This is a genomic window from Plantibacter sp. CFBP 8804 (assembly GCF_014841225.1).
Lineage (GTDB): Bacteria > Actinomycetota > Actinomycetes > Actinomycetales > Microbacteriaceae > Plantibacter > Plantibacter auratus.
Window position 1 is genome coordinate 103766 of the sequence record NZ_JACYTU010000001.1, and the last position, 26785, is coordinate 130550.

24 protein-coding genes and 2 pseudogenes are annotated in these 26785 nt (G+C 67.9%); 21 read left to right on the top strand and 5 right to left on the bottom strand.

What is annotated here, in order from left to right:
* Nucleotides 1-77: 77 nt before the first annotated feature.
* The 11 genes from ftsZ to IFU11_RS00545 all read left to right on the top strand — a co-directional run bounded on the left by ftsZ (nt 78) and on the right by IFU11_RS00545 (nt 11898).
* A complete protein-coding gene (gene ftsZ, locus IFU11_RS00495) occupies nt 78-1334 on the top strand; it encodes a cell division protein FtsZ (RefSeq protein ID WP_192017906.1) in 1257 nt (418 codons plus the stop codon).
* Complete coding sequence (locus tag IFU11_RS00500) at nt 1334-2047, top strand: YggS family pyridoxal phosphate-dependent enzyme (RefSeq protein WP_371742674.1); 714 nt, start codon at nt 1334-1336, stop codon at nt 2045-2047. The genes ftsZ and IFU11_RS00500 overlap by 1 nt, the downstream gene beginning before the upstream one ends.
* A gap of 44 nt (nt 2048-2091) precedes the next feature.
* Complete coding sequence (locus IFU11_RS00505) at nt 2092-2607, top strand: cell division protein SepF (protein WP_064296992.1); 516 nt, start codon at nt 2092-2094, stop codon at nt 2605-2607.
* Nucleotides 2608-2614: 7 nt separating this feature from the next.
* The gene (locus tag IFU11_RS00510; protein ID WP_064296991.1) at nt 2615-2911 is read left to right on the top strand and encodes a YggT family protein; all 297 of its coding nucleotides are present in this window, start codon (nt 2615-2617) and stop codon (nt 2909-2911) included.
* Between the two features lie 174 nt (nt 2912-3085).
* On the top strand, nt 3086-3727 hold the full coding sequence (locus IFU11_RS00515) for a DivIVA domain-containing protein (protein ID WP_079706011.1): 642 nt from the start codon (nt 3086-3088) through the stop codon (nt 3725-3727).
* Entirely contained in the window at nt 3687-4367 is a 681-nt protein-coding gene (lspA, locus tag IFU11_RS00520; protein WP_079706010.1) for a signal peptidase II, read from the top strand. The genes IFU11_RS00515 and lspA overlap by 41 nt, the downstream gene beginning before the upstream one ends.
* The gene (locus IFU11_RS00525; protein WP_192017907.1) at nt 4364-5287 is read left to right on the top strand and encodes an RluA family pseudouridine synthase; all 924 of its coding nucleotides are present in this window, start codon (nt 4364-4366) and stop codon (nt 5285-5287) included. Before lspA ends, IFU11_RS00525 begins: the two co-directional genes overlap by 4 nt.
* 191 nt (nt 5288-5478) lie before the next feature.
* Complete coding sequence (gene dnaE / locus IFU11_RS00530; protein ID WP_199862116.1) at nt 5479-8943, top strand: DNA polymerase III subunit alpha; 3465 nt, start codon at nt 5479-5481, stop codon at nt 8941-8943.
* A 61-nt stretch (nt 8944-9004) separates the two neighbouring features.
* Nucleotides 9005-10375, top strand: coding sequence for a histidinol dehydrogenase (gene hisD / locus IFU11_RS00535; protein WP_192017909.1), 1371 nt, complete (start codon nt 9005-9007; stop codon nt 10373-10375).
* The gene (nrdR, locus tag IFU11_RS00540; RefSeq protein WP_064296987.1) at nt 10375-10857 is read left to right on the top strand and encodes a transcriptional regulator NrdR; all 483 of its coding nucleotides are present in this window, start codon (nt 10375-10377) and stop codon (nt 10855-10857) included. The genes hisD and nrdR overlap by 1 nt, the downstream gene beginning before the upstream one ends.
* A gap of 3 nt (nt 10858-10860) precedes the next feature.
* The gene (locus IFU11_RS00545; RefSeq protein WP_192017910.1) at nt 10861-11898 is read left to right on the top strand and encodes a quinone-dependent dihydroorotate dehydrogenase; all 1038 of its coding nucleotides are present in this window, start codon (nt 10861-10863) and stop codon (nt 11896-11898) included.
* Between the two features lie 20 nt (nt 11899-11918).
* On the opposite strand, the pseudogene IFU11_RS00550 reads toward IFU11_RS00545, so the two are convergent.
* Nucleotides 11919-12542, bottom strand: a pseudogene (locus tag IFU11_RS00550) (DUF3043 domain-containing protein); the annotation flags it as partial.
* Between IFU11_RS00550 and IFU11_RS00555 the strand changes: the two are divergent.
* The 6 genes from IFU11_RS00555 to IFU11_RS00580 all read left to right on the top strand — a co-directional run bounded on the left by IFU11_RS00555 (nt 12541) and on the right by IFU11_RS00580 (nt 18127).
* Nucleotides 12541-13986, top strand: a complete 1446-nt coding sequence (locus tag IFU11_RS00555) for a dipeptidase (protein WP_079706004.1) — start codon at nt 12541-12543, stop codon at nt 13984-13986. The pseudogene IFU11_RS00550 and the gene IFU11_RS00555 sit on opposite strands and share 2 nt — an antisense overlap.
* A 106-nt stretch (nt 13987-14092) precedes the next feature.
* Entirely contained in the window at nt 14093-14458 is a 366-nt protein-coding gene (gene erpA / locus IFU11_RS00560) for an iron-sulfur cluster insertion protein ErpA (RefSeq protein ID WP_064296983.1), read from the top strand.
* Between the two features lie 162 nt (nt 14459-14620).
* On the top strand, nt 14621-15523 hold the full coding sequence (gene ctaC, locus IFU11_RS00565; RefSeq protein WP_079706003.1) for an aa3-type cytochrome oxidase subunit II: 903 nt from the start codon (nt 14621-14623) through the stop codon (nt 15521-15523).
* Complete coding sequence (gene ctaD, locus IFU11_RS00570; RefSeq protein WP_085510953.1) at nt 15520-17247, top strand: aa3-type cytochrome oxidase subunit I; 1728 nt, start codon at nt 15520-15522, stop codon at nt 17245-17247. Before ctaC ends, ctaD begins: the two co-directional genes overlap by 4 nt.
* A gap of 5 nt (nt 17248-17252) precedes the next feature.
* Nucleotides 17253-17675, top strand: a complete 423-nt coding sequence (locus IFU11_RS00575; RefSeq protein ID WP_064296980.1) for a cytochrome c oxidase subunit 4 — start codon at nt 17253-17255, stop codon at nt 17673-17675.
* Entirely contained in the window at nt 17675-18127 is a 453-nt protein-coding gene (locus IFU11_RS00580) for a GNAT family N-acetyltransferase (RefSeq protein ID WP_192017911.1), read from the top strand. Before IFU11_RS00575 ends, IFU11_RS00580 begins: the two co-directional genes overlap by 1 nt.
* A gap of 670 nt (nt 18128-18797) precedes the next feature.
* Here the strand turns inward: IFU11_RS00580 and qcrB are convergent.
* From qcrB to ctaE, 4 genes and pseudogenes are all read right to left on the bottom strand, one after another.
* Nucleotides 18798-20428, bottom strand: a pseudogene (gene qcrB / locus IFU11_RS00585) (cytochrome bc1 complex cytochrome b subunit); the annotation flags it as partial.
* On the bottom strand, nt 20425-21510 hold the full coding sequence (qcrA, locus tag IFU11_RS00590; RefSeq protein WP_085510950.1) for a cytochrome bc1 complex Rieske iron-sulfur subunit: 1086 nt from the start codon (nt 21508-21510) through the stop codon (nt 20425-20427). The gene qcrA and the pseudogene qcrB, both read right to left, overlap by 4 nt.
* Before the next feature lie 35 nt (nt 21511-21545).
* Entirely contained in the window at nt 21546-22391 is an 846-nt protein-coding gene (qcrC, locus tag IFU11_RS00595) for a cytochrome bc1 complex diheme cytochrome c subunit (protein WP_064296976.1), read from the bottom strand.
* Nucleotides 22392-22409: 18 nt separating this feature from the next.
* A complete protein-coding gene (ctaE, locus tag IFU11_RS00600; protein WP_428844491.1) occupies nt 22410-23039 on the bottom strand; it encodes an aa3-type cytochrome oxidase subunit III in 630 nt (209 codons plus the stop codon).
* 183 nt (nt 23040-23222) lie between these two features.
* Between ctaE and trpD the strand changes: the two genes are divergently transcribed.
* The 4 genes from trpD to dhaM all read left to right on the top strand — a co-directional run bounded on the left by trpD (nt 23223) and on the right by dhaM (nt 26761).
* A complete protein-coding gene (gene trpD, locus IFU11_RS00605) occupies nt 23223-24284 on the top strand; it encodes an anthranilate phosphoribosyltransferase (RefSeq protein WP_192017912.1) in 1062 nt (353 codons plus the stop codon).
* Nucleotides 24285-24400: 116 nt separating this feature from the next.
* Nucleotides 24401-25402, top strand: a complete 1002-nt coding sequence (dhaK, locus tag IFU11_RS00610; protein WP_192017913.1) for a dihydroxyacetone kinase subunit DhaK — start codon at nt 24401-24403, stop codon at nt 25400-25402.
* Between the two features lie 4 nt (nt 25403-25406).
* Nucleotides 25407-26054 (top strand): dihydroxyacetone kinase subunit DhaL, encoded by a 648-nt coding sequence (gene dhaL / locus IFU11_RS00615; RefSeq protein ID WP_192017914.1) that lies wholly within the window; start codon nt 25407-25409, stop codon nt 26052-26054.
* Nucleotides 26051-26761 carry a dihydroxyacetone kinase phosphoryl donor subunit DhaM gene (dhaM, locus tag IFU11_RS00620; protein ID WP_192017915.1) on the top strand — a complete coding sequence of 237 codons (711 nt, stop codon included), beginning with the start codon at nt 26051-26053 and terminating at the stop codon, nt 26759-26761. The genes dhaL and dhaM overlap by 4 nt, the downstream gene beginning before the upstream one ends.
* Nucleotides 26762-26785 lie beyond the last annotated feature (24 nt).

A 26785-nucleotide genomic window follows, 5' to 3' on the forward strand; every position in this document is an offset into this window, starting at 1 on the left:
TGCTCAGGACAGAAAATGCATACGCAGCATAACTTTAAACCTTAACTAGAGGTTGAGAGTTCTCACGGAGGCCTGAAGTGACTACAAACCAGAACTACCTCGCCGTCATCAAGGTCGTCGGTATCGGCGGCGGCGGCGTCAACGCGGTCAACCGCATGATCGAGCTCGGCCTCCGAGGCGTGGAATTCATCGCCATCAACACGGACGCGCAAGCACTGCTGATGAGCGATGCCGACGTCAAGCTCGACGTCGGCCGCGAGATCACCCGCGGCCTCGGCGCCGGCGCCGACCCCGAGGTCGGACGCCGCGCGGCGGAGGATCACGCCGAGGAGATCGAAGAGGCCATCGCCGGCGCCGACATGGTGTTCGTCACCGCCGGTGAGGGTGGCGGTACCGGAACCGGTGGCGCACCCGTCGTGGCGCGGATCGCGAAGTCGATCGGTGCGCTGACCATCGGTGTCGTCACGAAGCCGTTCGGTTTCGAGGGTCGTCGCCGTCAGGCCCAGGCCGAGCTCGGCGTCGCCCGTCTGAAGGAGGAGGTCGACACCCTCATCGTCGTGCCGAACGACCGCCTGCTGGAGATCAGCGATCGCGGCATCAGCATGCTCGAGGCGTTCGCGACCGCCGACCAGGTGCTCCTCGCCGGTGTCCAGGGGATCACCGACCTCATCACCACCCCCGGCCTCATCAACCTCGACTTCGCCGACGTCAAGTCGGTCATGCAGGGAGCCGGCTCCGCCCTGATGGGTATCGGCTCCTCGCGTGGGGCGGATCGCGCCATCAAGGCGGCCGAACTCGCCGTCGCCTCCCCGCTCCTCGAAGCGAGCATCGAGGGCGCCCACGGTGTCCTGCTGTCCATCCAGGGTGGCTCGAACCTCGGCATCTTCGAGATCAACGACGCCGCCAAGCTCGTCCAGGAGGCCGTGCACCCCGAGGCGAACATCATCTTCGGTGCGGTCGTCGACGACACGCTGGGCGACGAGGTGCGCGTGACGGTCATCGCCGCCGGATTCGACGGCGGCGAGCCTCTCACCAGGACGGCGGCCTCGCCGGCCGACGCGGTCATCTCGGGCGGCGTCATGAGCACCTCGGACGAGGCGCCCAGCGCTCCCATCAGCACCTCGGCCAACACGGTCTCCGAGTCGTCCGAGCACCGCTCGGCACCTGCTGCGGCGCCGGTCGCCTCCGGTGGCGACTGGGGCTCCAGGCAGAACGCGTCCTCACCCTTCTCCGGTGCGACGCACCGTCAGCCCGAGGCAGTCGTCGAGACCGCCGTCGTCGACCCTTCGTTCGACGACGAGGGTGAGCTGGACATCCCCGACTTCCTGAAGTAGTGGGCGGCGACACGATCACCCCGGCCGGATCGGGCTCTTCGGAGCCCGATCCGGCTCTGCTCGATCGCCTCACCACGATCCGCGGCCGCGTCGCAGACGCTGCCCGTGCAGCCGGGCGAGCCGACGAGCCGACACTCATCGTCGTGACGAAGTTCCATCCGGTCGCGCTCGTGCAGCAGCTCGCGGCGGCCGGTGTCACCGACGTCGGGGAGAACCGGCACCCGGAGGCCCGCGACAAGGCCGAGGCGGCTGCGGCGCTCGGGTTGCGGTGGCACTTCATCGGCCAGTTGCAGACGAACAAGGCCAAGCAGGTGCGTCGATACGTCGACGCTGTGCACTCGGTGGACCGACCCGAGCTCCTGCGCGCTCTCTCGTCACCTGACCGACTCCTCGAGGTGTTCCTCCAGGTGAACCTGACCGACGACCCGGGTCGCGGCGGTGTGGTCGGCGATGCGGCGCTCGAAGCGCTCGCCACGGAGGCGCTGGAGGCTGACGGTATCCTCCTGCGAGGCGTCATGGCCGTCGCCCCGCTCGACGAACCACCGGCCGCCGCGTTCGCGCGGGTCGTCGATGCGTCTGCGCGGGTGCGATCCCTCGCTCCGCAGGCCGATGGACTGTCGATCGGGATGAGCCACGACTACGTCGAGGCGATCGAGGCGGGCGCGACACACCTACGCATCGGCACGGCAATCACCGGGAATCGCCCGGTGTGACGTTAATCTCGAAGGTGCAAGGACCGCAGATCACGGAGGAAACGATGTCGAACCCACTGAAGAAGACCATGGTGTACCTCGGGCTCGCCGACGATGATCTCGAGTACGAGCAGCAGCACGCTGCCCAGGCCGAGCCCACGCAGCAGGCCGAGCCTCGCCGGGCAGAGCGTCCCGAGCGCGCAGAGCGGGTCGAGCGCGTCGAGAAGGCCGCTCCCGTGACCCCGCTGCGCAAGCCGGTCCCGGTCCGTCAGCCGGTCGCCCCGAGCTCCGACCTCAACGAGATCCTCACGGTGCACCCCAAGCAGTACCGCGACGCTCAGATCATCGCCGAGAGTTTCCGCGACGGTGTCCCGGTCATCATCAACCTCTCCCAGATGAGCGACGGCGACGCCCGACGCCTCATCGACTTCGCCAGTGGCCTCTCGCAGGGCCTCTACGGGAAGATCGAGCGAGTGACGAGCAAGGTCTTCCTGCTCTCGCCCGAGCACGTCGCCGTTTCCGGCGACAACGGGCAGGGCGCACCGGAAGCGACCGAGGCGACCTTCTTCGCTCAGTCATAATCGAGGGGTGGCTTCTCTCATCTCCGTGATCGGCACGATCCTCTATCTCGCGCTGCTCCTGTACTTCTTCGTCCTTTGGGCGCGGTTCATCCTCGACCTGGCTCGGGTACTCCGCCCGCAGTGGCGACCGTCGGGCGTCGGCCTGGTCCTCGCCGAGCTCAGTTTCACGGTCACCGACCCGCCGATCCGGTTCTTCCGACGTGTCCTGCCGCGCGTCGCGGTCGGTCCCGTCGCGCTCGACTTCGGTTGGACGCTGACGATGCTGTGTTGCATCATCGCGATGACGCTCGTCCAGCTCCTGTAGCCGCCGACGTCGGAGCCCGCGCAGGGTTCGCGACGATTGTGCGGCTACGATAGAACGCCCGTCACCTGACGGGAAGCTCCGACGCTGACAACATGTCTCACCCACTGGGTCAGACTTTGCTAGCGTGGGGGCGTTGTACACAGATTTTCGATTCGACAGTGAAGGTGGTTCGCTATGGCGCTCACTCCCGAAGACGTGGTCCAGAAGCGGTTTCAGCAGACCAAGTTCCGCGAAGGCTACGACCAGGACGAGGTGGACGACTTCCTCGACGAGGTCGTCGTCGAACTGCGTCGCCTCATCCAGGAGAAGGACGAGGTCCAGCAGAAGCTGACCGCGGCCGAGGCCAAGGTCGCCGAGCTGCAGAAGGGCGGCTCCTCCGCTCCCGCCGCGCTCGCAAAGGCTGAGCCCGCTCCCGCACCGGCTCCGGTCGTCGCACCCGCAGCGGCTCCTGCCGCCGAGTCGACCGACAACACGGCCGAGAGCTCCAACAACCTCCTGCAGCTGGCCCGCCGTCTGCACGACGAGCACGTCGCAGAGGGCGCTCAGCGTCGCGACGCACTCATCGCCGAGGGTCACGCGACCGCGGCACGTGTCGTCGCCGAGGCCGAGGCCAAGCAGCGCGCACAGATGCAGATCCTCGAGCAGGAGCGCTCCGTGCTGGAGCACAAGATCGACGAGCTGCGCAACTTCGAGCGTGAGTACCGCTCGCAGCTCCGCGGCTACATCGAGGGTCAGCTGAAGGACCTCGACGCCTCGTCGTCGAGCTCCGCACCCGATGCGAAGTCCGGCGTCACCGCCGACAGCGCAGCGGTCTAGCGCAGACACCCGGTTGTCTCCCGCATCACCGTCGAAGGCCAGCGCCAGGACTCTTGCAGTCCTGGCGCTGGTTGCCGTCGTGGCCTATTCGGCCGATCAGTTCACGAAGTTCCTCGTCACCACCAACCTGACGGTCGGTGAGTCCGTCCCCGTCTTCGGACAGGCGCTGGTCCTGTACTTCGTCAAGAACTCGGGTGCCGCCTTCTCGCTGGGGGCCGGCTACACCTGGATCTTCTCGATCCTCGCCGCGGTCGTCGTCGTCGTCATCGTCTGGTTCGCGCGCCGCATCCGTTCGCGTGCGTGGGCGATCGTCTTCGGTCTGCTCCTCGGCGGCGTGCTCGGCAACCTGACCGACCGCCTCTTCCGAGAGCCGTCCTTCGGCCTCGGCCACGTCGTCGACTTCATCTCGACGCCCTGGATGCTCCCCGCGATCTACAACGTGGCCGACATCTGCATCGTGGTCAGCATGGCGCTGTTCATCCTCCTGACGCTCTTCGGTGTCAACCTCGACGGCACGCGCACGACGCGAGCGAGTGAACGAGCCGCCCAGGAGGCGGAGGACCGCGAGGCCGAAGCCGACGCGGCCGTCCTCGATCCTGCGGAGCCTGGCGACGCGAGCCCGGACGCAGGTCGCCCGTGAACGAGTCCCGCAGTCTGTACGTCCCCGACGGACTCGACGGCGAGCGCGTCGACGCCGGACTCGCCAAGCTCCTGGGCTTCTCGCGCAGCTACGCAGCCGAGGTGGCCTTGGCCGGCGGTGTCACCATGAACGGGAAGTCGGTCGACAAGTCCGATCGCCTGCTCGGCGGCGCCTGGCTCGAGATCGAATGGACGCCTCGGCGGGAGGCCGTGATCGTCCCGATCGCCGTCCCCGACCTCGGTATCGTCCACGACGACGACGAGATCGTCGTCGTCGACAAGCCTGCGGGCGTCGCGGCGCATCCCTCGGTCGGTTGGGAGGGCCCGACGGTGCTCGGCGCCCTCGCGGCGGCGGGCTTCCGTATCTCGACCTCGGGAGCCGCCGAGCGCGCGGGCATCGTCCATCGGCTGGACGCCGGGACGAGCGGCCTCATGGTCGTCGCGAAGACCGAGCGGGCCTACACCTGGCTCAAGCGGGCCTTCCACGACCGCGAGGTCGAGAAGATCTACCGCGCTGTGGTGCAGGGGCATCCCGATCCACTCGCCGGCACCATCGACGGACCGATCGGCCGCCATCCACGTCACGACTGGCGGTTCGCCGTGACCGCCGACGGCAAGCCGTCGATCACGCACTACGAGACGCTCGAGGCGTTCCCGTACGCCTCGCTGCTCGAGGTGCACCTGGAGACCGGCCGCACCCACCAGATCCGCGTGCACATGGCGGCCCAGCGGCACCCCTGCGTCGGCGACGCGATGTACGGAGCAGACGCTGCGCTCTCAGCGCGGCTGGGGCTGAACCGCCAGTGGCTCCACGCCACGAAGCTCGGGTTCGCCCACCCGGCCACGGGAGAGTTCGTGCGGTTCGAGGCTGCCTATCCGGCGGACCTCCAGCACGCCCTGTCCGTGCTCGAACTCGACTGAACCGACGCCCAGCCCTCCCGGCGCCATGCGTGACGACGTCGCAGGAGTCGACCGTCAGCGGTGACGGTTAGGCTGGATCACAGACCACCTCGGCGTCCGCGCCGAACCCCACAGCACGATCCCCGGAGGCGCCGTCCGTGCCCACGTCCACCGATTCGTTCGTCCATCTGCACGTCCACAGCGAGTATTCGATGCTCGACGGAGCAGCCCGCGTGAAGCCGCTCATCCAGGCCGCGGTCGAGCAGGGCATGCCCGCCGTCGCCGTGACCGACCACGGCAACATGTTCGGTGCCTTCGACTTCTGGCGCACGGCGACCGATGCCGGAATCAAGCCGATCATCGGGACCGAGGCGTACATCACCCCGGGGACCGCGCGCGGCGACCGGACGCGGATCAAGTGGGGCGACGGTGGGGGAGACGACGTCTCCGGCGCCGGCGCCTACACCCACATGACCTTGCTCTCGGAGACCACCGAGGGGATGCACAACCTGTTCCGGCTCTCGTCGAAGGCGTCGATCGAGGGGTACTACTTCAAGCCGCGCATGGACCGCGAGATCCTGAGCCAGTACAGCGCCGGCCTCATCGCGACGACCGGATGCCCGAGCGGCGAGGTGCAGACGCGACTCCGTCTCGGCCAGTACGACGAAGCGGTCAAGGCCGCGGCTGACTTCCGTGACATCTTCGGCGCGGAGAACTACTTCTGCGAGATCATGGACCACGGGCTCGGGATCGAGCGCCGGATCATGGCCGACCTCATCAGGCTGTCCAAAGACCTCGGTCTCCCGCTCCTCGCGACGAACGACCTCCACTACACGCACGCCGCGGACGCCAAGGCCCACGCCGCCCTCCTCTGCGTGCAGTCCGGCTCCACCCTCAACGACCCGAACCGGTTCAAGTTCGACGCCGACGAGTTCTACCTGAAGTCCGCGGACGAGATGCGCCGGCTGTTCCGCGAGTATCCCGAGGCGTGCGACAACACCCTCGCGATCGCCGAGCGGTGCGATGTCGCCTTCGACACCTCGGCCAACTACATGCCGCGATTCCCCGTGCCGGAGGGCGAGAACGAGGAGAGCTGGTTCATCAAGGAGGTCGAGACCGGGCTGAACCTGCGGTACCCGAACGGGATCCCCGCCGACGTCCGGGAACGGGCGAACTACGAGACGCGCGTCATCGTGCAAATGGGCTTCCCCGGGTACTTCCTCGTCGTCGCCGACTTCATCCAGTGGTCGAAGCGCAACGGCATCCGGGTCGGTCCTGGTCGTGGTTCCGGTGCCGGTTCCATGGCGGCGTATGCGATGCAGATCACCGACCTCGACCCACTCCGCCACGGCCTCATCTTCGAGCGGTTCCTCAACCCCGACCGCGTGTCGATGCCCGACTTCGACGTCGACTTCGACGACCGTCGCCGCGGCGAGGTCATCAAGTACGTCACCGAGAAGTACGGCGACGAGCGCGTCGCGCAGATCGTCACGTACGGCACCATCAAGGCCAAGCAGGCGCTCAAGGACTCGTCGCGCGTCCTCGGCTTCCCGTTCGGCATGGGCGACAAGCTGACGAAGGCCATGCCGCCGGCGGTCATGGGCAAGGACATCCCGCTCGAGGGCATCCTCGACACCAAGCACCCGCGGTACAAGGAGGCGGTCGATCTCCGTGGCATCCTCGACACCGACCCGGAGGCGCGGACCGTCTTCGAGACCGCGCTCGGCATCGAGAACCTGAAGCGCCAGTGGGGCGTGCACGCGGCCGGCGTGATCATGTCGAGCGACCCGCTCATCGACATCATCCCGATCATGAAGCGCGAGCAGGACGGCCAGATCGTCACGCAGTTCGACTACCCGGCGTGCGAGTCCCTCGGATTGATCAAGATGGACTTCCTCGGGTTGCGCAACCTGACGATCATCAACGACGCCCTCGACAACATCAAGAGCAACCGCGACATCGAACTCGTCCTCGAAGACCTCGAACTCGACGACCGCGGTGCGTACGAACTCCTGTCCCGAGGCGACACCCTCGGGGTGTTCCAGCTCGACGGCGGACCGATGCGCGCGCTGCTGCGCCTCATGAAGCCCGACAACTTCGAGGACATCTCGGCGCTGATCGCCCTGTACCGGCCCGGGCCGATGGGCGCGAACTCGCACACGAACTACGCGCTGCGGAAGAACGGCCTACAGGAGATCACCCCGATCCACCCGCAGCTCGAGGAACCGCTCTCCGAGATCCTGTCGACGAGCTACGGCCTCATCATCTACCAGGAGCAGGTGATGGCGATCGCGCAGAAGGTCGCCGGCTTCTCCCTCGGGCAGGCCGACATCCTCCGTCGTGCGATGGGTAAGAAGAAGAAGTCCGAACTGGACAAGCAGTTCGAGGGCTTCTCCGGCGGCATGGTCGCGAACGGCTTCTCGATGGAGGCCGTCAACAAGCTGTGGGAGATCCTCCTCCCGTTCTCGGACTACGCGTTCAACAAGGCGCACTCCGCCGCCTACGGGGTCATCTCCTACTGGACGGCGTACCTCAAGGCGCACTACCCGGCCGAGTACATGGCCGGTCTGCTGACGAGTGTCGGCGACTCCAAGGACAAGATGGCGCTCTACCTCAACGAGTGCCGCCGCATGGGGATCCAGGTCCTGCCGCCCGACGTCAACGAGTCCATCGGGTTCTTCGCCGCAGTCGGGGAGGACATCCGGTTCGGTCTGGGTGCCGTCCGCAACGTCGGTTCGAACGTCGTGGAGCTCATCCGGCAGGCACGCGAGCGCGAGGGCCGGTTCACCTCGTTCCACGACTTCCTCCGCAAGGTGCCGTTGCCGGTGGCGAACAAGCGGACCATCGAGTCGCTCATCAAGGCCGGCGCGTTCGACTCCATGGGCGACAGCAGACGTGCGCTCTACGAGATCCACGAGGACGCCGTCGACTCGGTCGTGAAGGACAAGCGTGCCGAGGCGTCCGGGAGCATCGGCTTCGACTTCGACAGCCTGTTCGCCGAGGTCGGCGAGGTTCCGCTCGCGAGCGTCCCCGCGCGTCCCGACTGGAGCAAGCGCGACAAGCTCAACTTCGAACGGGAGATGCTGGGGCTGTACGTCTCGGACCACCCGCTGGCCGGACTCGAGATCGAGTTGGCGAAGCACGCCACGACGACCATCACCGACCTCATGACCTCCGAGGGCATGGACGGCGAGACCGTCGTGATCTCGGGGCTCGTCACGAGTGTCCAGCATCGGATCGCCAAGGCCTCCGGCAACCAGTACGGCATGATCCAGGTCGAGGACTTCGGCGGCGAGATGACCGCCATGTTCATGGGCAAGGCGTATCAGGAGTTCGCCTCCGAACTCGTCGGCGACTCGATCGTGGTGGTCCGCGGACGGGTCAGTGTTCGAGACGACGGGATGAACCTCCACGCGTACAGCATCTTCTCGCCCGAACTGCCCGAGGCCGGTGCCGACCGCATGCTCCAGCTGTCGATGGCGGACGCCCGGGCGACGACCGAGACGGTGACCACGCTCAGCGACGTGCTCACGCGGCACGCTGGGTCGACCGAGGTCCGATTGAAGCTCGTCCGAGGCGAGATCGCGCGGGTGTTCGAGCTGCCCCATCGCGTCAGTCTCTCGTCCGGACTCTTCGGCGAGCTGAAGTCCCTGCTCGGCCCGAACTGTCTCGGCTGACCCCGTTCGGAGGCGGGCGGCAGCCGGGACGGACCGCTGCGGACGATAGGCTGTGACGGCCATGATCACCACCATTGACCTCAGGGGAGTGCGGCCGAGCCGCACCGAGCTCCTGGACATGCTGCCCCGTCCCGTCGTCGACATCACCGCGGCAGCGCATGCCGCGCAGGCGCTGATCGACGCCGTCCGAGCGGACGGTTCCGAGGCCCTCTTGGCGCAGGCAGACCGGTTCGACGGGGGACGCCCCGAGCGGATCCGCGTCCCACAGGCCGAGATCGACGCCGCCGTCACGGCACTCGGGCCGGCCGTGCGCGCCGCGCTCGTGGAGGCCATCGACCGGGTCCGGACCGCCACGAGAGCGCAGGTCCCGCCGGAGCGCACGACCGAGCTCGCCGACGGCGCGACCGTCGTGCAGCGCTGGGCCCCGGTCGGCCGTGTCGGCCTCTACGTCCCGGGCGGGAAGGCCGTCTACCCCTCGAGTGTCGTCATGAACGTCGTGCCGGCCCAGGAGGCCGGCGTCGGTTCCGTGGCGCTCGCTTCGCCCCCGCAGCGCGAGTTCGGCGGCCGCGTCCACCCGACGATCCTCGGTGCCGCAGGGTTGCTCGGGGTGACCGAGGTCTACGCCATGGGCGGCGCCGGAGCGATCGGTGCGTTCGCCTACGGGGTACCCGACCTCGCCCTCGACCCGGTCGACGTCGTGACCGGTCCCGGCAACATCTTCGTGGCGGCCGCCAAACGCCTCGTGAAGGGGCAGGTGGGGATCGACGCCGAGGCCGGGACCACCGAGATCCTGGTCATCGCGGACGCCGGCGCCGATGCCCGGCTCGTCGCAGCCGACCTCGTCAGCCAGGCGGAACACGACGAGGCGGCGGCATCGCTGCTCGTCACCGACAGTGCTGCGCTCGCCACCGCGGTGGAGGAGTGGCTGCAGCGGTACGCCGCAGGCACACGTCACGGAGCGCGCGTCGTCGAGGCCCTGGGCGGGCCGCAATCGGCGATCGTGCTCGTCGACGACCTCGAGGCCGCCGTGGCGTTCAGCAATGCGTACGGACCGGAGCACCTCGAGGTGCAGACACGCGACCCGGAGTCGCTCCTCGGCGCCATCACCAACGCCGGCGCGATCTTCCTCGGCGACCACACCCCGGTCAGCCTCGGGGACTACCTGGCCGGGTCGAACCACGTCCTCCCGACGGGCGGCCAGGCACGGTTCTCCTCGGGCCTCGGAGCGTTCACCTTCCTCCGGCCGCAGCAGGTCGTCCGGTACGACGAACCGGCGCTCCGTCAGGTCGCGGCCCACATCGTCGCCCTCTCGGGCTCGGAGGACCTGCCGGCGCACGGTGAGGCGGTGACGGCCCGGTTCGGGCTCGTCGATGCCGAGATCCGTGCGGCGGACGACACCGCCGCCCCCACCACCCCCGAGGGAGCCCGCTGATGTACTGCCCGTTCTGCCGCCATCCGGATTCCCGGGTGATCGACTCGCGCACCAGCGACGACGGACTCGCCATCCGCCGACGCCGGCAGTGCCCCGAGTGCGGGAGGCGCTTCAGCACCATGGAGACCTCGAGTCTCGGCGTGATCAAGCGTTCCGGCGTGGTGGAGCCCTTCAGCCGGGAGAAGGTCGTGAGTGGTGTCCGCAAGGCCTGCCAGGGCCGCCCGGTGACGGACTCCGACCTCGCCGTGCTGGCTCAGCGGGTGGAGGAGTCCATCCGCGCCACCGGCGCGTCGCAGATCGACGCGAACGACATCGGTCTGGCGATCCTCGCGCCGTTGCGGGAGCTGGATGAGGTCGCGTACCTCCGCTTCGCCAGTGTGTACCAGGCCTTCGAGTCGCTCGACGACTTCGAGTCCGCGATCGCGCTGCTCCGCGTCGAGCACGCTTCCGGTGCCGCCCCCGTGCCGTCCGAGGAGCTCTGAGCCGTGTACCGCTTCCTCTTCTCGCAGGTGCTGTCCAAGCTCGATCCCGAACGCGCACACCACCTGGCCTTCGACGTCATCCGCTCGCTTCCCGCGACCGGCTTCGGCCCCGTCATCAGGCGCTGGACGGCGCCGCGACTCGACCAGTCGGTGGAGACGCTGGGGCTGCGGTTCGAGACCCCGTTCGGTGTCGCCGCCGGCTTCGACAAGGACGGCAAGGGCGTCCTCGGCCTCGGACTCCTCGGGTTCGGCCATGTCGAGGTGGGCACGATCACGGCGATCCCGCAGCCGGGCAACCCCAAGCCCCGGCTGTTCCGACTCATCGCCGATCGGGCGGTCGTCAACCGCATGGGCTTCAACAACGGGGGAGCCGACCAGGCCAGGCGTCGGCTCGAACGGACCGCGCGGGTGAGCCGCCGACCCGTCCTCGGCGTGAACATCGGCAAGAGCCGTGTCGTGGACGTCGCCGACGCCACGGCCGACTACGTCCGGAGCGCGACGCTCCTCGCGCCCGTGGCCGACTACCTCGTGGTCAACGTCAGCTCGCCGAACACCCCTGGGCTCCGCGGCCTCCAGGAGCTCGACCAGCTCGCGCCGCTGCTCGAGGCCGTCCGCGCCGCCGCCGGTTCGACGCCGTTGCTCGTCAAGATCGCGCCCGACCTGAGCGATGCGGAGGTCGACCGCATCGCAGAGCTGGTCGTCGAACTCGGCCTGGACGGCGTCATCGCGACGAACACGACCATCTCGCGCGACGGACTGACCACCGATCCCGCCATCATCGAGGCGGCCGGGGCCGGCGGACTGTCCGGTGCACCGCTGGCCGCCCGCTCGCTCGTCGTCCTGCGGCGCATCCGGGCCATCGTGCCCCCGGAGTTGTGCGTCATCTCGGTCGGGGGCGTCGACACCGCCGAAGACGTCCAGGAGCGCTTGGACGCAGGAGCAACCCTCGTGCAGGGCTACACGGCGTTCCTCTACCGCGGGCCGCTCTGGGCGAGGCACATCAACCGCGGGCTCGACCGGCTGGCTCGAACCGGCCGCTGAGCGGCACCACGCGTCATCGNGCGCTTGACCTGCGGCTTGGGCAGGCGGAGCGGGCGCAGCTGCAGCGCTCGCATGGCGGCGTACCAGCGCACGCCGCGCTCGTCCTGCCCGAACTTCGCCCGCAGCGCCTTCCGGACGCGGAAGCCGAGGAAGAAGCAGTCGGCGATCGCGATGATGAAGAACACCCAGAGGGTGAGCATGCCGTAGACCTGGATCTCGGGCACCGGCATGAAGGTGAGGATGATCACGAGGAACATCACCGGGATCATGAACTCGCCGATGTTGAACCGGGCGTCGACGTAGTCGCGGACGAACTTCTTCTGCGGACCGCGCTCGCGTGCCGGGAGGAACTTGTCGTCGCCGGCGGCCATGCCGGCCTGCGCCCGCCGCCGTGCCTCGGCCTGCTGCGCCTTCGCCGCCTTCGAGGCCTCCTTGCGGTCGGAGGGGACGAGCGGACGCTTGTTCTGCGCCTCGCGTTCCGCCCGTGAGGGGGTGGGTCGACCCTTCGCCTCCTTGGCTCCGCGGGCGAGGCGCTCAGCCGTCTGCGCTGCGGTCTCGACGATCGGCTCTGATGCCGGGGTGCTCTGCTGTTTGGCCACGATGGAACGTCCTTGATTCGGGGATTCCCTTAAGATTACTCGCATGACGACAGGTACCACGACGGAATCGACCCAAGACCCACGCAACGACCAGGAAGTCCTCGATCGGCTGCGCGAATCCGTCGCCGGTGCGTTGCCGTCGTCGATCGCCGATCTGTCGGCGCTCGTCCGCATCCCCTCGGTCTCGTGGTCGGCGTTCGACGCGGCCGAGGTGGCGCGGAGTGCCGAGGCGGTCGCGGAGCTCGCCCGCGGTCTCGGTGTCTTCGACGAGGTCTCGGTGCGCCGGTCCGCCATCGACGGCGGCGCGGAGCTCGGACAGCCCGCCGTGCTGGCCCGCCGCGAACCACGGAACGGCCGACCGACCGTGCTGCTCTACGCGCATCACGATGTCCAGCCCCCCGGAAGCGACGACAAATGGGACTCGCCGCCGTTCGAGCCGACCGTCCGCGACGGCCGCATCTACGGACGGGGCGCGGCTGACGACAAGGCCGGCGTCATGTCCCACATCGCCGCGATCCGAGCCGTCACCGAGGTCCTCGGCTCCGACCTCGACCTCGGTATCGTGCTGTTCATCGAGGGCGAGGAGGAGTTCGGCTCGCGGTCCTTCGGTTCCTTCCTGGAGGAGCACCGCGACACCCTCGCTGCGGACGTGATCGTCGTCGCCGACAGCGACAACTGGGACGAGCGGACGCCGGCGCTGACGATCGGTCTGCGCGGCAACGTCACGTTCCGGCTGCGCGTGAAGACCCTCGACCACGCCTCCCACTCCGGGATGCTCGGGGGAGCGGTGCCGGACGCGATGCTGGCCACGGTCACCCTGCTCGCGACCCTGTGGGACGCGGACGGTTCGGTGGCGGTCGACGGACTCACCTCGCACGACGCCGTCACCCCGGAGTTCGACGAGGCGCAGCTCCGCGCCGAGTCAGGTCTGTCCGAGGGGGTCTCGCCCATCGGCCGCGGCTCCATCCTCAGCCGGATCTGGTCGCAGCCCGCGATCACCGTCACGGGCATCGACGCACCGTCGGTGGCCAACGCCTCGAACACGCTCATCCCGGAGGTGTCGGTGCGCATCAGTGCGCGGATCGCCCCCGGGCAGGATCCGGCCGAGGCCTACCGTGCACTCGAGGCCCACCTCCTCGCCAACAGCCCGTTCGGCGCACAGCTGACGATCGACGAGGTCGACCAGGGGAGCCCGTTCCTCGTGGACACGAGCGGTTGGGCCGTCGCCGAGGCGAAGCGCGCCATGGCCGACGCCTGGGAGGTCGAGCCCGTGGAGACGGGTGTCGGCGGATCGATCCCGTTCATCGCCGACCTCGTCCGGGTCTTCCCGGACGCCCAGATCCTCGTCACCGGTGTCGAGGACCCGCACTCGCGCGCCCACAGCCCGAACGAGTCGCTGCACCTCGGCGTCTTCCAGAAGGCGATCCTCACGGAGGCGGTGCTCCTCGCCCGCCTGGCGGCCGCACCCCGCCCGTCCTCCGACGCGTAGTCGGCGCCGGACGCGCCGCCGGAACCACGGGGTGCGTCCGGCGCGGCAGGCGGTAGAATCTCACACAGGCGTCGACCCGGCGCCGCCAGACCTCGCGAGGAGCATCATGAGCGACACCATCCTGACCGAGACCAAGATCGACGCGGCTCACGGCGTCGGCCTGTCCGACACGGCGGCGCAGAAGGTCAAGAGCCTCCTCGAGCAGGAGGGTCGCGACGACCTCCGTCTCCGCGTGGCCGTCCAGCCGGGTGGGTGCTCGGGCCTCATCTACCAGCTGTACTTCGACGAGCGCATGCTCGACGGCGACGCCACGGTCGACTTCGACGGCGTCGAGGTCATCGTCGACAAGATGAGCGTCCCCTACCTCGACGGCGCCAAGATCGACTTCGAGGACACCATCCAGAAGCAGGGGTTCACCATCGACAACCCCAATGCCGAGGGCAGCTGCGCCTGCGGCGACAGCTTCCACTGAGCCAGATTCTTCCTGAAGGGGAAATTACCCGGTCGCGGGTGGTTTCCCCTTCGTCATTCCGGTCACGATCCCGCACCGCGGACGCGAATGGTCCGGCGTTCACCGCCCATCCCCACTAGACTGGGGGGCGATCCACAGGTGTGTATTCGAAAGGTTTCAGAGGTGCGCTCGACTCGTCGTCTCAGATGGGCTGCCATTCCGGTCGCAGCCACACTCGCCATAGTCCTGGCGGGTTGTACGCAGGCGGAACTGCATGGTTACCTGCCGGGATTCGTCGAGGGCGAATCTCCCGTCACGAACCACACGGACCGCATCGCGGGCCTGTGGGTGACGGCATGGCTGGTGCTGCTCGCAGTCGGTGTCATCACGTGGGGGCTCATCATCTGGGCCGTCATCGTGTACCGACGCCGCAAGGGACAGACCGGTCTCCCGGTCCAGCTGCGGTACAACATGCCGATCGAGATCTTCTACACGATCGTCCCGCTCATCCTGGTGCTCGGCTTCTTCGCCTTCACGGCACGCGACCAGAACGCGATCGAGACCCAGTACGAGGATCCCGACGTGGCCATCGAGGTCTTCGCCAAGCAGTGGGCGTGGGACTTCGTGTACGACGAGGCCGTCAACGGCCAGGACGTCTGGACCGCAGGCGTGCAGGCCGATGAGAAGCCCGGTGGCGTCATCGACCAGGACGCACTCCCCACGCTCTACCTGCCCGTCGGCAAGACGGTGAAGATCGCGCTGCAGTCGCGCGACGTCATCCACTCCTTCTGGGTCATCGACTTCCTCTACAAGAAGGACATGATCCCGGGCAAGACGAACTACATGTCCTTCACCCCCGAGCGCGAGGGCACGTACGCCGGCAAGTGTGCCGAGCTCTGCGGCGAGTACCACTCGCTCATGCTCTTCAACGTGAAGGTCGTCTCGCAGGCCGAGTACGACAAGCACCTCGAAGACCTGGCCGAGTCGGGCAACATCGGCGACTACGGCACGGAATACGATCGCAACAGCAACCTCCCCGGCACCAAGGCGCCGGCAGGTCTCGAAGAGCACGGAGACGGGGAATGACCTCCACCACGCTTCCCGCAGGCCAGGCGAGCGTCGTCGGACGCACCTCGGTCGAGCGCAAGGGCAACATCCTGGTCAAGTGGATCACCTCCACCGACCACAAGACCATCGGGTACATGTACCTGATCGCCTCGTTCATCTTCTTCTGCCTCGGCGGTGTGATGGCGCTCATCATCCGCGCCCAGCTCTTCGAGCCCGGCGGCACGATCGTGGAGACGAAGGAGCAGTACAACCAGCTCTTCACGATGCACGGCACGATCATGCTCCTCATGTTCGCGACGCCGCTCTTCGCCGGGTTCGCGAACGCGCTCATGCCGCTGCAGATCGGCGCACCGGACGTCGCCTTCCCGCGACTGAACGCCTTCGCGTTCTGGCTCTACGCCTTCGGTAGCCTCATCGCCGTCGGTGGCTTCCTCACCCCGCAGGGTGCCGCCGCCTTCGGCTGGTTCGCCTATGCGCCACTGTCGAGTACGACGTTCTCGCCAGGGCTCGGAGGCAATCTCTGGGTCCTCGGCCTGGCGCTCAGCGGCTTCGGCACCATCCTCGGTGGCGTCAACTTCATCACCACGATCATCACGATGCGCGCTCCCGGCATGACGATGTTCCGCATGCCGATCTTCACGTGGAACGTCCTCGTGACGTCCATCCTCGTCCTGATGGCGTTCCCGGTGCTCGCAGCGGCCCTCTTCGGCCTTGCCGCGGACCGCGTGTTCGACGCCCACATCTACGACGCGGCCAACGGCGGCGTCATCCTGTGGCAGCACCTGTTCTGGTTCTTCGGGCACCCCGAGGTCTACATCATCGCGCTGCCGTTCTTCGGCATCGTGTCCGAGATCTTCCCGGTGTTCAGCCGCAAGCCGATCTTCGGCTACAAGACCCTGATCTACGCGACGATCGCGATCGCGGCCCTCTCCGTGACGGTGTGGGCACACCACATGTACGTCACCGGATCGGTGCTCCTGCCGTTCTTCGCCCTCATGACGATGCTCATCGCGGTTCCGACCGGCGTGAAGATCTTCAACTGGCTGGGCACGATGTGGCGCGGTTCGGTCACCTTCGAGACCCCGATGCTCTGGTCGATCGGCTTCCTGATCACCTTCGTCTTCGGTGGACTCACCGGTGTCATCCTCGCTTCGCCGCCGCTCGACTTCCACGTCTCCGACTCCTACTTCGTCGTGGCGCACTTCCACTACGTCGTGTTTGGCACGGTCGTGTTCGCCATGTTCGCCGGCTTCTACTTCTGGTGGCCGAAGTGGACGGGCAAGATGCTCAACGAGAAGCTCGGCTACTGGCACTTCTGGCTGCTCTTCATCGGCTTCCACACGACGTTCCTCATCCAGCACTGGTTGGGCGTCATCGGGTTCCCGCGCCGCTACGCGACGTACTCGCCTGAGGACGGCTTCACCTGGATGAACCAGCTGTCGACCGTGGGCTCGTTCATCCTCGCCATCTCGCTGCTGCCCTTCTTCCTGAACGTGTACATCACGATCCGGAAGGCTCCTCGAGTCACTGAGGACGACCCGTGGGGTTACGGTGGATCGCTCGAGTGGGCGACCAGCTCGCCCCCGCCTCGTCACAACTTCGTCTCCATCCCGCGCATCCGCTCGGAGCGCCCGGCCTTCGACCTCCACCACCCCGAGGTCGGTATCCCGGTCGGCGTCGGTCCCGCGAAGGACGCGCCTGACGCACCCACGCTCGACCTCGACGCCGGAAAGGTGAAGTAGCCGCCATGCGCGCCAATATCATCCTCTTCACGATCCTGACGGTGTTCTGCGCCCTCCTCTGCGCGGTCTACACGGTGTGGTCGCTCGTCGACCCGCTGCACGGCCGGGTCGAATGGGTCGGCACGGTCACCCTGGCTCTCGCCGCGATCCTGAGCGCCTTCCTCGGCTTCTATCTCAGTCGGGTGCACAAGAGCCAGGGCGCAGAGCTCCCCGAGGACACGCTGACGGCCAACATCGACGACGGCGACCCGGAGATCGGGCACTTCAGCCCGTGGAGCTGGTGGCCCATCATCCTCGCCGGTGCGTGCGGTCTGCTCGTACTCGGTCTGGCGGTCGGGTTCTGGATCGCGATCATCGGCATCCCGCTGGTCGTCATCGCGGTCGTCGGTTGGAACTACGAGTACTACCGCGGATACTTCGCACGCTGATGGTCGCCTCGTTCAGCATCCGTCGTGGTCAGCCCGACGACCGTTCAGCCGTCTTCGCGCTGGCCGGCCAGCTGATCACCGGGTCCATCCCGCCTGTTGCGGACGACTTCATGGCGGCGTACAACAACGTCATGCGCCCTCGTGAAGACGAGACCAACGTGCTGTACGTTGCGGTCGACGAAGCGAACCGCGTTGTCGGATACACCCTGATGACGGTGTCGCGGCTGCTGCACGCGGCCGGCCTGACCGCCCACCTGCAGGAGCTCGTCGTCGACGAGACCGCCCGCGGCGCCGGCATCGGATCGGCCCTCGTCGAGGCGAACGAGCACTACGCCGTCGAGCGCGGTGCGCGCCAGCTGACGATGTCCACCTCTCGAGCCGGCGACTTCTATCGTCGTCTCGGTTACAACGTGACGGCGGAGTTCTACAAGAAGATCCTCCCGCTGGGCTGATCCCCAAGCTGTCATCGAAGAGCCCCCGAGCCATGCTCGGGGGCTCTTTCGTGTTCTGGTGCTCGCCTGGACGTGGAGAACAAGCAGTCGGATTGGTGCGCGCACCCGCCCCCGAAGGTCGTGATCGTCACCCTTCCGTCCGGCGAGGCTGCTCCCGGTGGGCAGCCGTACTGGTGACGCCTCCTCATGCCTGATAGACCGGGGGAGCGCCCGCCGGTCCCTGAGGCTGTCGAGGGGCACACGCCGCTCGCAGAGGATTCAGGGTGTGTATCAACGAGACCTGGCGCAGAGGGGGAACCTGGCGCTGAGCCTGTCCGGTGGCACACGCTTCTGCAAACGACCCAGGGTGCGTACGAAGAGACCTGGCGCAGGCAGTCCGGTCCCTGAGCCCGTCGAAGGGCAGCAGTAGTCCGGTGTCTCCTCAGTACGGCCCCGATCACCCTGGGTCGGGAACGTCGCCGCCGGGGCCGGTCGATCGGCTCCCATCGTCTGCTGTCGCACAGGAATGCGGCAACCGCGGTGAGCGAACGCGGGTCCCTGAGCGTGTCGAAGGGCTTCACCTCATCCGCAGCGGCCTTCGGCGCCCGGAGAACGGGGGAGAGGGTGCACGGACCTCCGCTGTCGCACGCGTCTTGCCGCGGCGCAGTTCGGCGATCCCCGCCCGCAACGNTGGTGGTCGCCGTGGGAACGTTCGATCTCCGTGTTCGTGACCGGAGCGATCCGATCCTCGAAGAACCAGCGGGACATCGCGGCGCGAGCCTTCTGGACGCCGGTGATCTTGCCCTTGGCGTTCGGACGGATCATCAACGGCTTGTGGTCGTCGTAGCTCGCGAGGCGCCAGCGCTCGTACTCGTCGACGGGCTCGTGGACCTCGATGAACTCGCCCCCGGGGAGGCGGACGATGCGCCCGGTCTCGTAGCCGTGGAGGAGGATCTCGCGGTCCTTCTTCTGCAGCGCCAGGCAGGTGCGCTTCGCGATGAAGTAGGCGATGAACGGTCCGAGGATGAGGATCGCCTGCAGCGTGTGGATCACGCCCTCCATCGTCACCTTGAAGTGGGTGGCGATGATGTCCGAGCTCGCAGCAGCCCAGAGGGCGGCGTAGAAGGTGACACCGGCAGCACCGATGGCGGTGCGGGTCGGCGCGTTGCGCGGACGGTCGAGGATGTGGTGCTCACGCTTGTCACCCGTGATCCACGCCTCGACGAACGGGTAGATGAACACCGTGACGATGAACAGACCCAGGACGAGGACGGGAAGGATGATGTTGAACGAGAACGTGTGATCCCAGAGGACGAACTCGAGGTGCGGCGGAACCAGTCGGAGCGCGCCGTCGGCGAACCCGATGTACCAGTCAGGCTGCGTACCCGCCGAGACCGGGGAGGGGTCGTACGGTCCGTAGTTCCAGATCGGGTTGATCGTGAACAGCGAGGCGATGAGCATCACGACACCGAAGACGATGAAGAAGAAGCCACCGGCCTTCGCCGCGTAGACGGGGAGGACGGGGAATCCGACCACGTTCTGCTCGGTGCGACCGGCGCCCGGGAACTGCGTGTGCTTGTGCACGACGACGAACACCAGGTGCAGGGCGATGAAGAGCAGCACCAGCGCCGGCAGGAGCAGGATGTGGAGCGTGTAGAGGCGGCCGACGATGTCGGTGCCCGGGAACTCCCCGCCGAAGAGCAGGAAGGTCGTCCACGTGCCGATGATGGGCAGACCCTTGACCATGCCGTCGATGATCCGCAGACCGTTACCGGAGAGCAGGTCGTCGGGCAGCGAGTACCCGGTGAAGCCCTCGGCCATGGCCAGGATGAACAGGACGAAACCGATCACCCAGTTCAGCTCACGCGGCTTGCGGAACGCACCGGTGAAGAAGATGCGCAGCATGTGGAGGCCGATGGACGCCACGAACAGCAGGGCCGCCCAGTGGTGCACCTGACGCATCAGGAGGCCGCCGCGGATGTCGAAGGAGATGTCGAGCGTCGACGCCATGGCGACGGACATCTCGATGTTCTTCAGCGGGACGAAGGACCCGTCGTAGTGGACCTCCGCCATCGATGCCTGGAAGAAGAAGGTGAGGAAGGAGCCCGACAGCAGGATGATGACGAAGCTGTAGAGCGCCACCTCGCCGAGGAGGAACGACCAGTGGTCGGGGAAGATCTTGCGGCCGAACTCCTTGACGGCGACCGAGATGGACGTCCGCTCTTCGAGGTAGTTCGCTGCGGCGCCGGTGAATCCACCGGAGCTCTTCGCCGGAGCGGCCTTGGCCTGCTCAGGGGCGCGTGTTGCGGTCGAGGTGCTCAATGACGCTCCCAGAAGCTCGGGCCGACAGGTTCGTGGAAGTCGCTCCGCGCGACGAGGTAGCCCTCGTCGTCGACGGTGATCGGCAGCTGCGGAAGCGGCCGGGCGGCCGGTCCGAAGATGACCGCGCAGTGGTTCGTGACATCGAACTGCGACTGGTGGCAGGGGCAGAGGAGGTGGTGCGTCTGCTGCTCGTAGAGCGCGACCGGGCAACCGACGTGCGTGCACACCTTGGAGTAGGCGACGATGCCGTCGTAGGACCAGTCCTTCTTCGACTCCTCCTCGACGAGGTCTTCGGGCTTCAGTCGCATGAGCAGCACGATCGCCTTCGCCTTCTCGTTGAGGACGTGATCGGCCTCGTGGAGGTTCTCGGGGATCACGTGGAACGCACTGCCGAGGGTCACGTCGGACGCCTTGATGGGCGTACCGGAAGGGTCACGGGCGAGGCGGGTGCCTTCCTTCCACATCGTGTGCTGCATGAGCTCGACGGGGTCTTCGTCGTACGGCGCGAGACCGCGGAACAACGCGATGCCCGGGAGCGGGAAGACGATGAGGGAGCCGATGAGGCTGTTGCGGATGAGCGCGCGTCGTCCGATGCCGGACTCGACGTTCGCCTGGTGCATGATCTCCACCGCGCGATCGCGGCTGGCCTGGTTGCCGCCGACCTTGTGACGGTAGTCGATGCCCTCTTCGTCGTGCATGAGGGCCTTGCCCCAGTGCACGGCGCCGATACCGATCGCGAGCAGGGCCAACGCCATGCCGAGACCGATGAACAGGTTGTTCAGGCGCACCGAGGCGATGTCCTCGGGCTCGATCGGGAACGCCATGTAGGCGGCGACCGCCCAGACGCTGCCGGCGATCGACAGGTAGAAGAGGGTGTAGACGGCGCGCTCGGCCCGCTTGTCCTTCTTGGGGTCGAGGTCCGTGACGCGCTTCCGGTGCGGAGGCAGGCCGGGGTCGACGACGGCGTCGCGGGAGATGACCCCGGTACCGGTCGCGACCTGCAGCTCCTGCCCGTGGGCGGACGGATCGGCAGACGAGTCGGCGGCTGGGTGACCCGAGCCGCTCGAGTTGTCGTGAGCCATGGTGCTCCTTCTTACGTGTTGTCGATCCGCGTCGGTCAGTTCGACTTCGCGGTGATCCAGACGGTGAGGGCCACGATCGAGCCGAGGCCGAAGATCCAGAGGAACAGGCCCTCGGAGACGGGGCCGAGCGAGCCGAGGTCGTTGCCGCCCGGTGACGGGTTCTTCTCCATGAACTTGAGCGCGGTGATGATGTCGCGCTTGTCCTCGGGGGAGAGGTTCATGTCGTTGAAGACGGGCATGTTCTGCGGGCCGGTGATCATGGCCTCGTAGATGTGGGCGGCGCTGACGCCGACGAGCGAGGGAGCGTACTTGCCCTCGGTCAGGGCGCCACCGGCGGCTGCGACGTTGTGGCACATCGCGCAGTTGATGCGGAAGAGCTGTGCGCCGTTCGAGGCGTCGCCCTCACCGTCGAGGTACTGCTCCTCGGGGATCTCCGGACCGGGTGCGACCGAGGCGACGTAGGCCGCGAGGGAGGAGATCTGCTCCTCGGTGAACTGCACGGGCTTCTCCGGGGCCTGCGGGCCCTGGTTCTGCAGCGGCATCCGGCCGGTGCCGACCTGGAAGTCGACGGCGGCGGCACCGACGCCGAGGAGGCTCGGTCCGGCGGTCGTGCCCTGCATGTCGAGGCCGTGGCAGGTGGCGCAGTTCGCGGAGAAGAGCTTCTCGCCCTCGTCGACGGAGGCCTGTGACTTGGCAGCGGCGACGGGCTCGGCGCTGGCCGTGCTGACGCTGACGGCTGCGTAGGCGCCACCGGTCACGAGGAGGCCGATCGCGAGCAGCGCCGCCGAGGCGAACGGGCTGCGGCGGCCGCTCTTGCGCGTGGCGCGGGCGGCCTTCTTGGACGCCTTGGTGGTCGTCGTCTGGGTGGGGTCAGTCTTCATGGAGTCAGTCATTCCGGGTCAGCGCAGGATGTAGATGACGAAGTAGAGGCCGATCCACACGACGTCGACGAAGTGCCAGTAGTACGAGACGACGATGGCGCTCGTCGCCTCCTTGTGGCCGAATCGTTTGACGGCGTAGGCACGGCCGATCACGAGGAGGAAGGCGATGAGGCCACCGGTCACGTGCAGGCCGTGGAAGCCGGTCGTGAGGTAGAACGCCGAGCCGTACGCGTTCGAGCTGAGGGAGATGCCCTCGCTGACGAGCGTCGCGTACTCGAGGATCTGGCCGGAGACGAACACGGCGCCCAGGGCGTAGGTGAGGAAGAACCACTCGACCATGCCCCACTTGCGCGGGCTCCAGCCCGTCATGCGGGGCTGCATGCGCTCCGCTGCGAAGACGCCGAACTGGCACGTGAACGACGAGGACACGAGGATGATCGTGTTGATCGTCGAGTACGGGACGTTCAGGCGACCGGCTTCGGCCGCCCACAGCTCGGGGGCCATCGATCGCAGCGTGAAGTAGATCGCGAAGAGGCCGGCGAAGAACATGACCTCGCTGCCCAGCCAGACGATCGTTCCAACCGCGACCGTGTTCGGTCGGTTGATCCGGGGCGCGCTCGGCGCAAGGTTGATTGAGGTGCTCGTCACCCCTCCATTATGGCCGAAAGCCGGAGCGGTTTTTCGCATTTCGGGGGCGGCGAGGACGCTCGGTTCAGTAAGGCTAGCCTTATTTCCTGACCGGAATCTTCGGTTCTGCTGCGGGATTCATGTGATCTTCGCCTCCACAGGCCGCTCGAGGCGTCGGCGAGTCGCACTTGTAAGATCGTCGACATGCCTCTCACGACCTGGCCGACGCTCATCGGCGACCTGCTCGCCGGAACCGATCTCAGTGTGTCCGAGTCGACGTGGGCCATGGAACGGATCATGACCGGCCAGGTGACGGACGCCCAGCTCGCCGGCTTCCTGATCGCGTTGCGCCGTAAGGGGGAGACGGTCGACGAGATCGTCGGGTTCCGCGACGCGATCCTCGACCACGCGAAGCCGCTCGTCGCCCCGTCCCGGGCCCTCGACATCGTCGGCACCGGCGGCGACCGCTTCGGCACGGTCAACATCTCGACGACCGCCTCCATCGTCGCCGCGGCGACGGGCATCCCCGTCATCAAGCACGGCAACCGTGCGGCGAGTTCCGCCTCGGGATCGAGCGACGTGCTCTCGGCGCTGGGCGTCGACCTCGCCCTGCCGACGGACCTGGTGGGGGAGGTGCTGGCGTCGACGGGCATCACCTTCGCGTACGCGGCGGCGTTCCACCCCGGTTTCGGCCACGCTGGACCGGTCCGTGCGGAGCTCGGCGTGCCGACGGTCTTCAACTTCCTGGGCCCGCTCGTCAACCCGGCCCGGCCGGAGGCGTCGGGGGGCGGCGTCGCGCACGCCGACCGCATCCCGCTGTTCGTGGGCGTCTTCCAGACGCGCGGAGCGACCGCCCTCGTCTTCCGGGGCGACGACGGACTCGACGAACTGACGACGACAGGGCACAGCCACCTCTGGGAGGTCACCCGCGGAGCCGTCACCGAGCACGACCTGGATCCCCGGGAGCTCGGCATCCGCCGTGCGTCGATCGACGATCTCATCGGCGGTGACGCCCAGCAGAATGCCGGTGTCGTGCGCGCCACGCTCGCCGGCGAGGAGGGTCCGGTCCGCGACATCGTCCTGCTGAACGCCGCGGCCGGGATCGTGGCGTTCGAACTGTCGGAGGATCCGACGCAGGCCCAGCGGCCGATCCTCGAGCGGTTCGCCGCCGCACTCGTGTCCGCCGCGGCCGTCATCGACTCGGGTGCGGCGGGCGCGACCCTCGACGCCTGGGTGGACGCCACCCGCACGCTCGGCTCGCGCTGATCCGCGCCGTGGCCGGGTCTTCCGGCCCTACCGGCGGTGGGCCGCAGCGCGTAGGTTGAGACCCGATGCCGGCATACCCGGTCGGCGGACCCGAACCGATCTTGCAGGAGGATTCAATGAAGAAGCTCATCAATGATCCCAAAGACGTCGTCGTCGAGGCGGTGGCCGGATTCGGCGCCGCGCACTCCGACCTCGTCACCGTGTCGCTCGACCCGGTGTTCATCGCCCGAGCCGATGCCCCGGTCGCCGGGAAGGTGGGGATCGTGAGCGGCGGCGGCAGCGGGCACGAGCCCCTCCACGGCGGGTTCGTCGGATTCGGGATGCTCGACGCCGCCGTGCCCGGCCCGGTGTTCACCTCGCCCACTCCGGACCCCATCCTCGCCGCCACGAAGGCGGTGGACGGTGGTGCCGGCGTCCTGCACATCGTCAAGAACTACACGGGTGACGTCCTCAACTTCGAGACCGCGGCCGACCTCGCGCTGGCCGAGGGCATCGAGGTGCGCTCGGTCATCGTCGACGACGACGTCGCGGTGAAGGACTCGCTCTACACGGCGGGGCGACGGGGTGTCGCCGGCACCGTCCTCGTGGAGAAGCTCGCCGGGGCACGTGCCGAGGCCGGGGGAGGACTCGACGAGGTCGCCGACCTCGCGACGAAGGTCAACGAGCGCACCCGAACGATGGGCGTGGCACTCACCCCGTGCGTCGTCCCGCACGCGGGCGAGCCGAGTTTCACCCTGGCCGACGACGAGATCGAGATCGGCATCGGGATCCACGGTGAGCCCGGCCGTAAACGCATCCCGCTGGAGCCCGCCGACCGGATCGTCGACCGGCTGCTCGCCGCCATCCTCGAGGACCTTCCGTACGCGCCGGGCGAGCGGGCCCTCGTCCTGGTGAACGGGATGGGCGGGACGCCGCAGGTGGAGCTCTTCGTCGTCTTCCGCCGCGTGGCCGAGGCGCTCGCGGAGCGCGGGATCGAGGTGGCACGGTCGCTCGTGGGGAACTACACGACCAGCCTCGAGATGCAGGGTGTGTCGATCACCCTCCTGAAACTCGACGACGAACTGATCGAATTGTGGGACGCCCCGGTGCAGACCGCGGCGCTCCGGTGGGGACGGTAGACGGATGGGATTGAACGGAGCCTGGGCGATCGCCTGGATGCGGGGGAGTGCGGCGGTCGTCGCAGAGCATCGGGTGGAGCTGATCACGCTCGACCGCGACATCGGGGACGGCGACCATGGCGAGAACCTCGACCGCGGGTTCTCCGCCATCCTGCCGAAGCTCGACGAGCAGCCTGCTGATGCGACGCCCGCCGACATCCTCAAGATCGCCGCGACGACGCTCATCTCGACCGTCGGAGGCGCGAGCGGCCCGCTGTACGGCACCGCGCTGCTCAAGGCGTCGATCGCCGTGGCCGGCCAGGAGGACCTCGACGCCGATGCCGTCGTCGCCCTGCTGACGGCGGCACGCGACGGGATCGTGCTCCGTGGCAAGGCCGAGGTCGGCGACAAGACCATGGTGGACGCGTGGACACCCGCCGTGGACGCTGCATCCGCGGCGGCGGTGGCGGGGGAGTCGCCGGCACGGGTGCTGGCCGCAGCCGCGGACGCCGCGTGGGGTGGCGCCGCCGCGACCGAACCGCTCGTCGCCCGCAAGGGGCGCGCCAGCTACCTCGGAGAACGGGCCATCGGGCACCGCGACCCTGGGGCGCAGTCCACCTCCTATCTCCTGCAAGCGGCGGCCGCCGCCGCCGCTGGGGAGGGTGCTGCATGAGCGGGGGAGCCGTCGGCCTCGTCTTCGTCTCGCACAGCGCGCTGATCGCGGAGGGGCTCATCGCCCTGGCGCGGCAGATGGCGCCCGACGCGGCCCTCGCCGCAGCCGGCGGTACCGATGAGGGAGGGATCGGCACGAGCTTCGAGCTGGTCTCCGCCGGAATCGCCGCCGTGGACTCCGGGGCCGGGGTGGTGGTGTTGTGCGATCTGGGATCGGCGATCCTGACCGCTGAGACGGCACTCGACTTCCTCGACGACGACGTCCGAGGCCGGGTACGCATCGTCGACGCCCCGCTCGTCGAAGGCGGGGTCGCCGCAGCGGTGGCCGCGCAGACCGGCGCGTCGCTCGACGAGGTCGTGGACGCCGCGCGGTCTGCAGCCGGCGGTGACCCTGCCCAGCACGGCGCCGACGAGGCGACTCGGGCTGGTGGGTCCGACGACCCGGCAGCGCCCCACGCCGCAGCCTCCGTGACCCTGCGGAACAAGGACGGGCTCCACGCTCGACCCGCTGCGGAGTTCGTGAAGCTGGCGAGCACGTTCGCGGCCAAGGTGGTCGTGAACGGGAAGGACGCCAAGAGCCTGCTCGGGATCATGTCACTGGGCCTCGTCAAGGGGGCGGTCGTGGAGCTGCAGGCGGACGGTCCGGACGCGGAGGATGCCATCGGGGCACTGGCGTCGCTCATCGAATCCGGCTTCGGAGAGGTCTGACGGGTCGCGCTCGGGGCGGAAGCA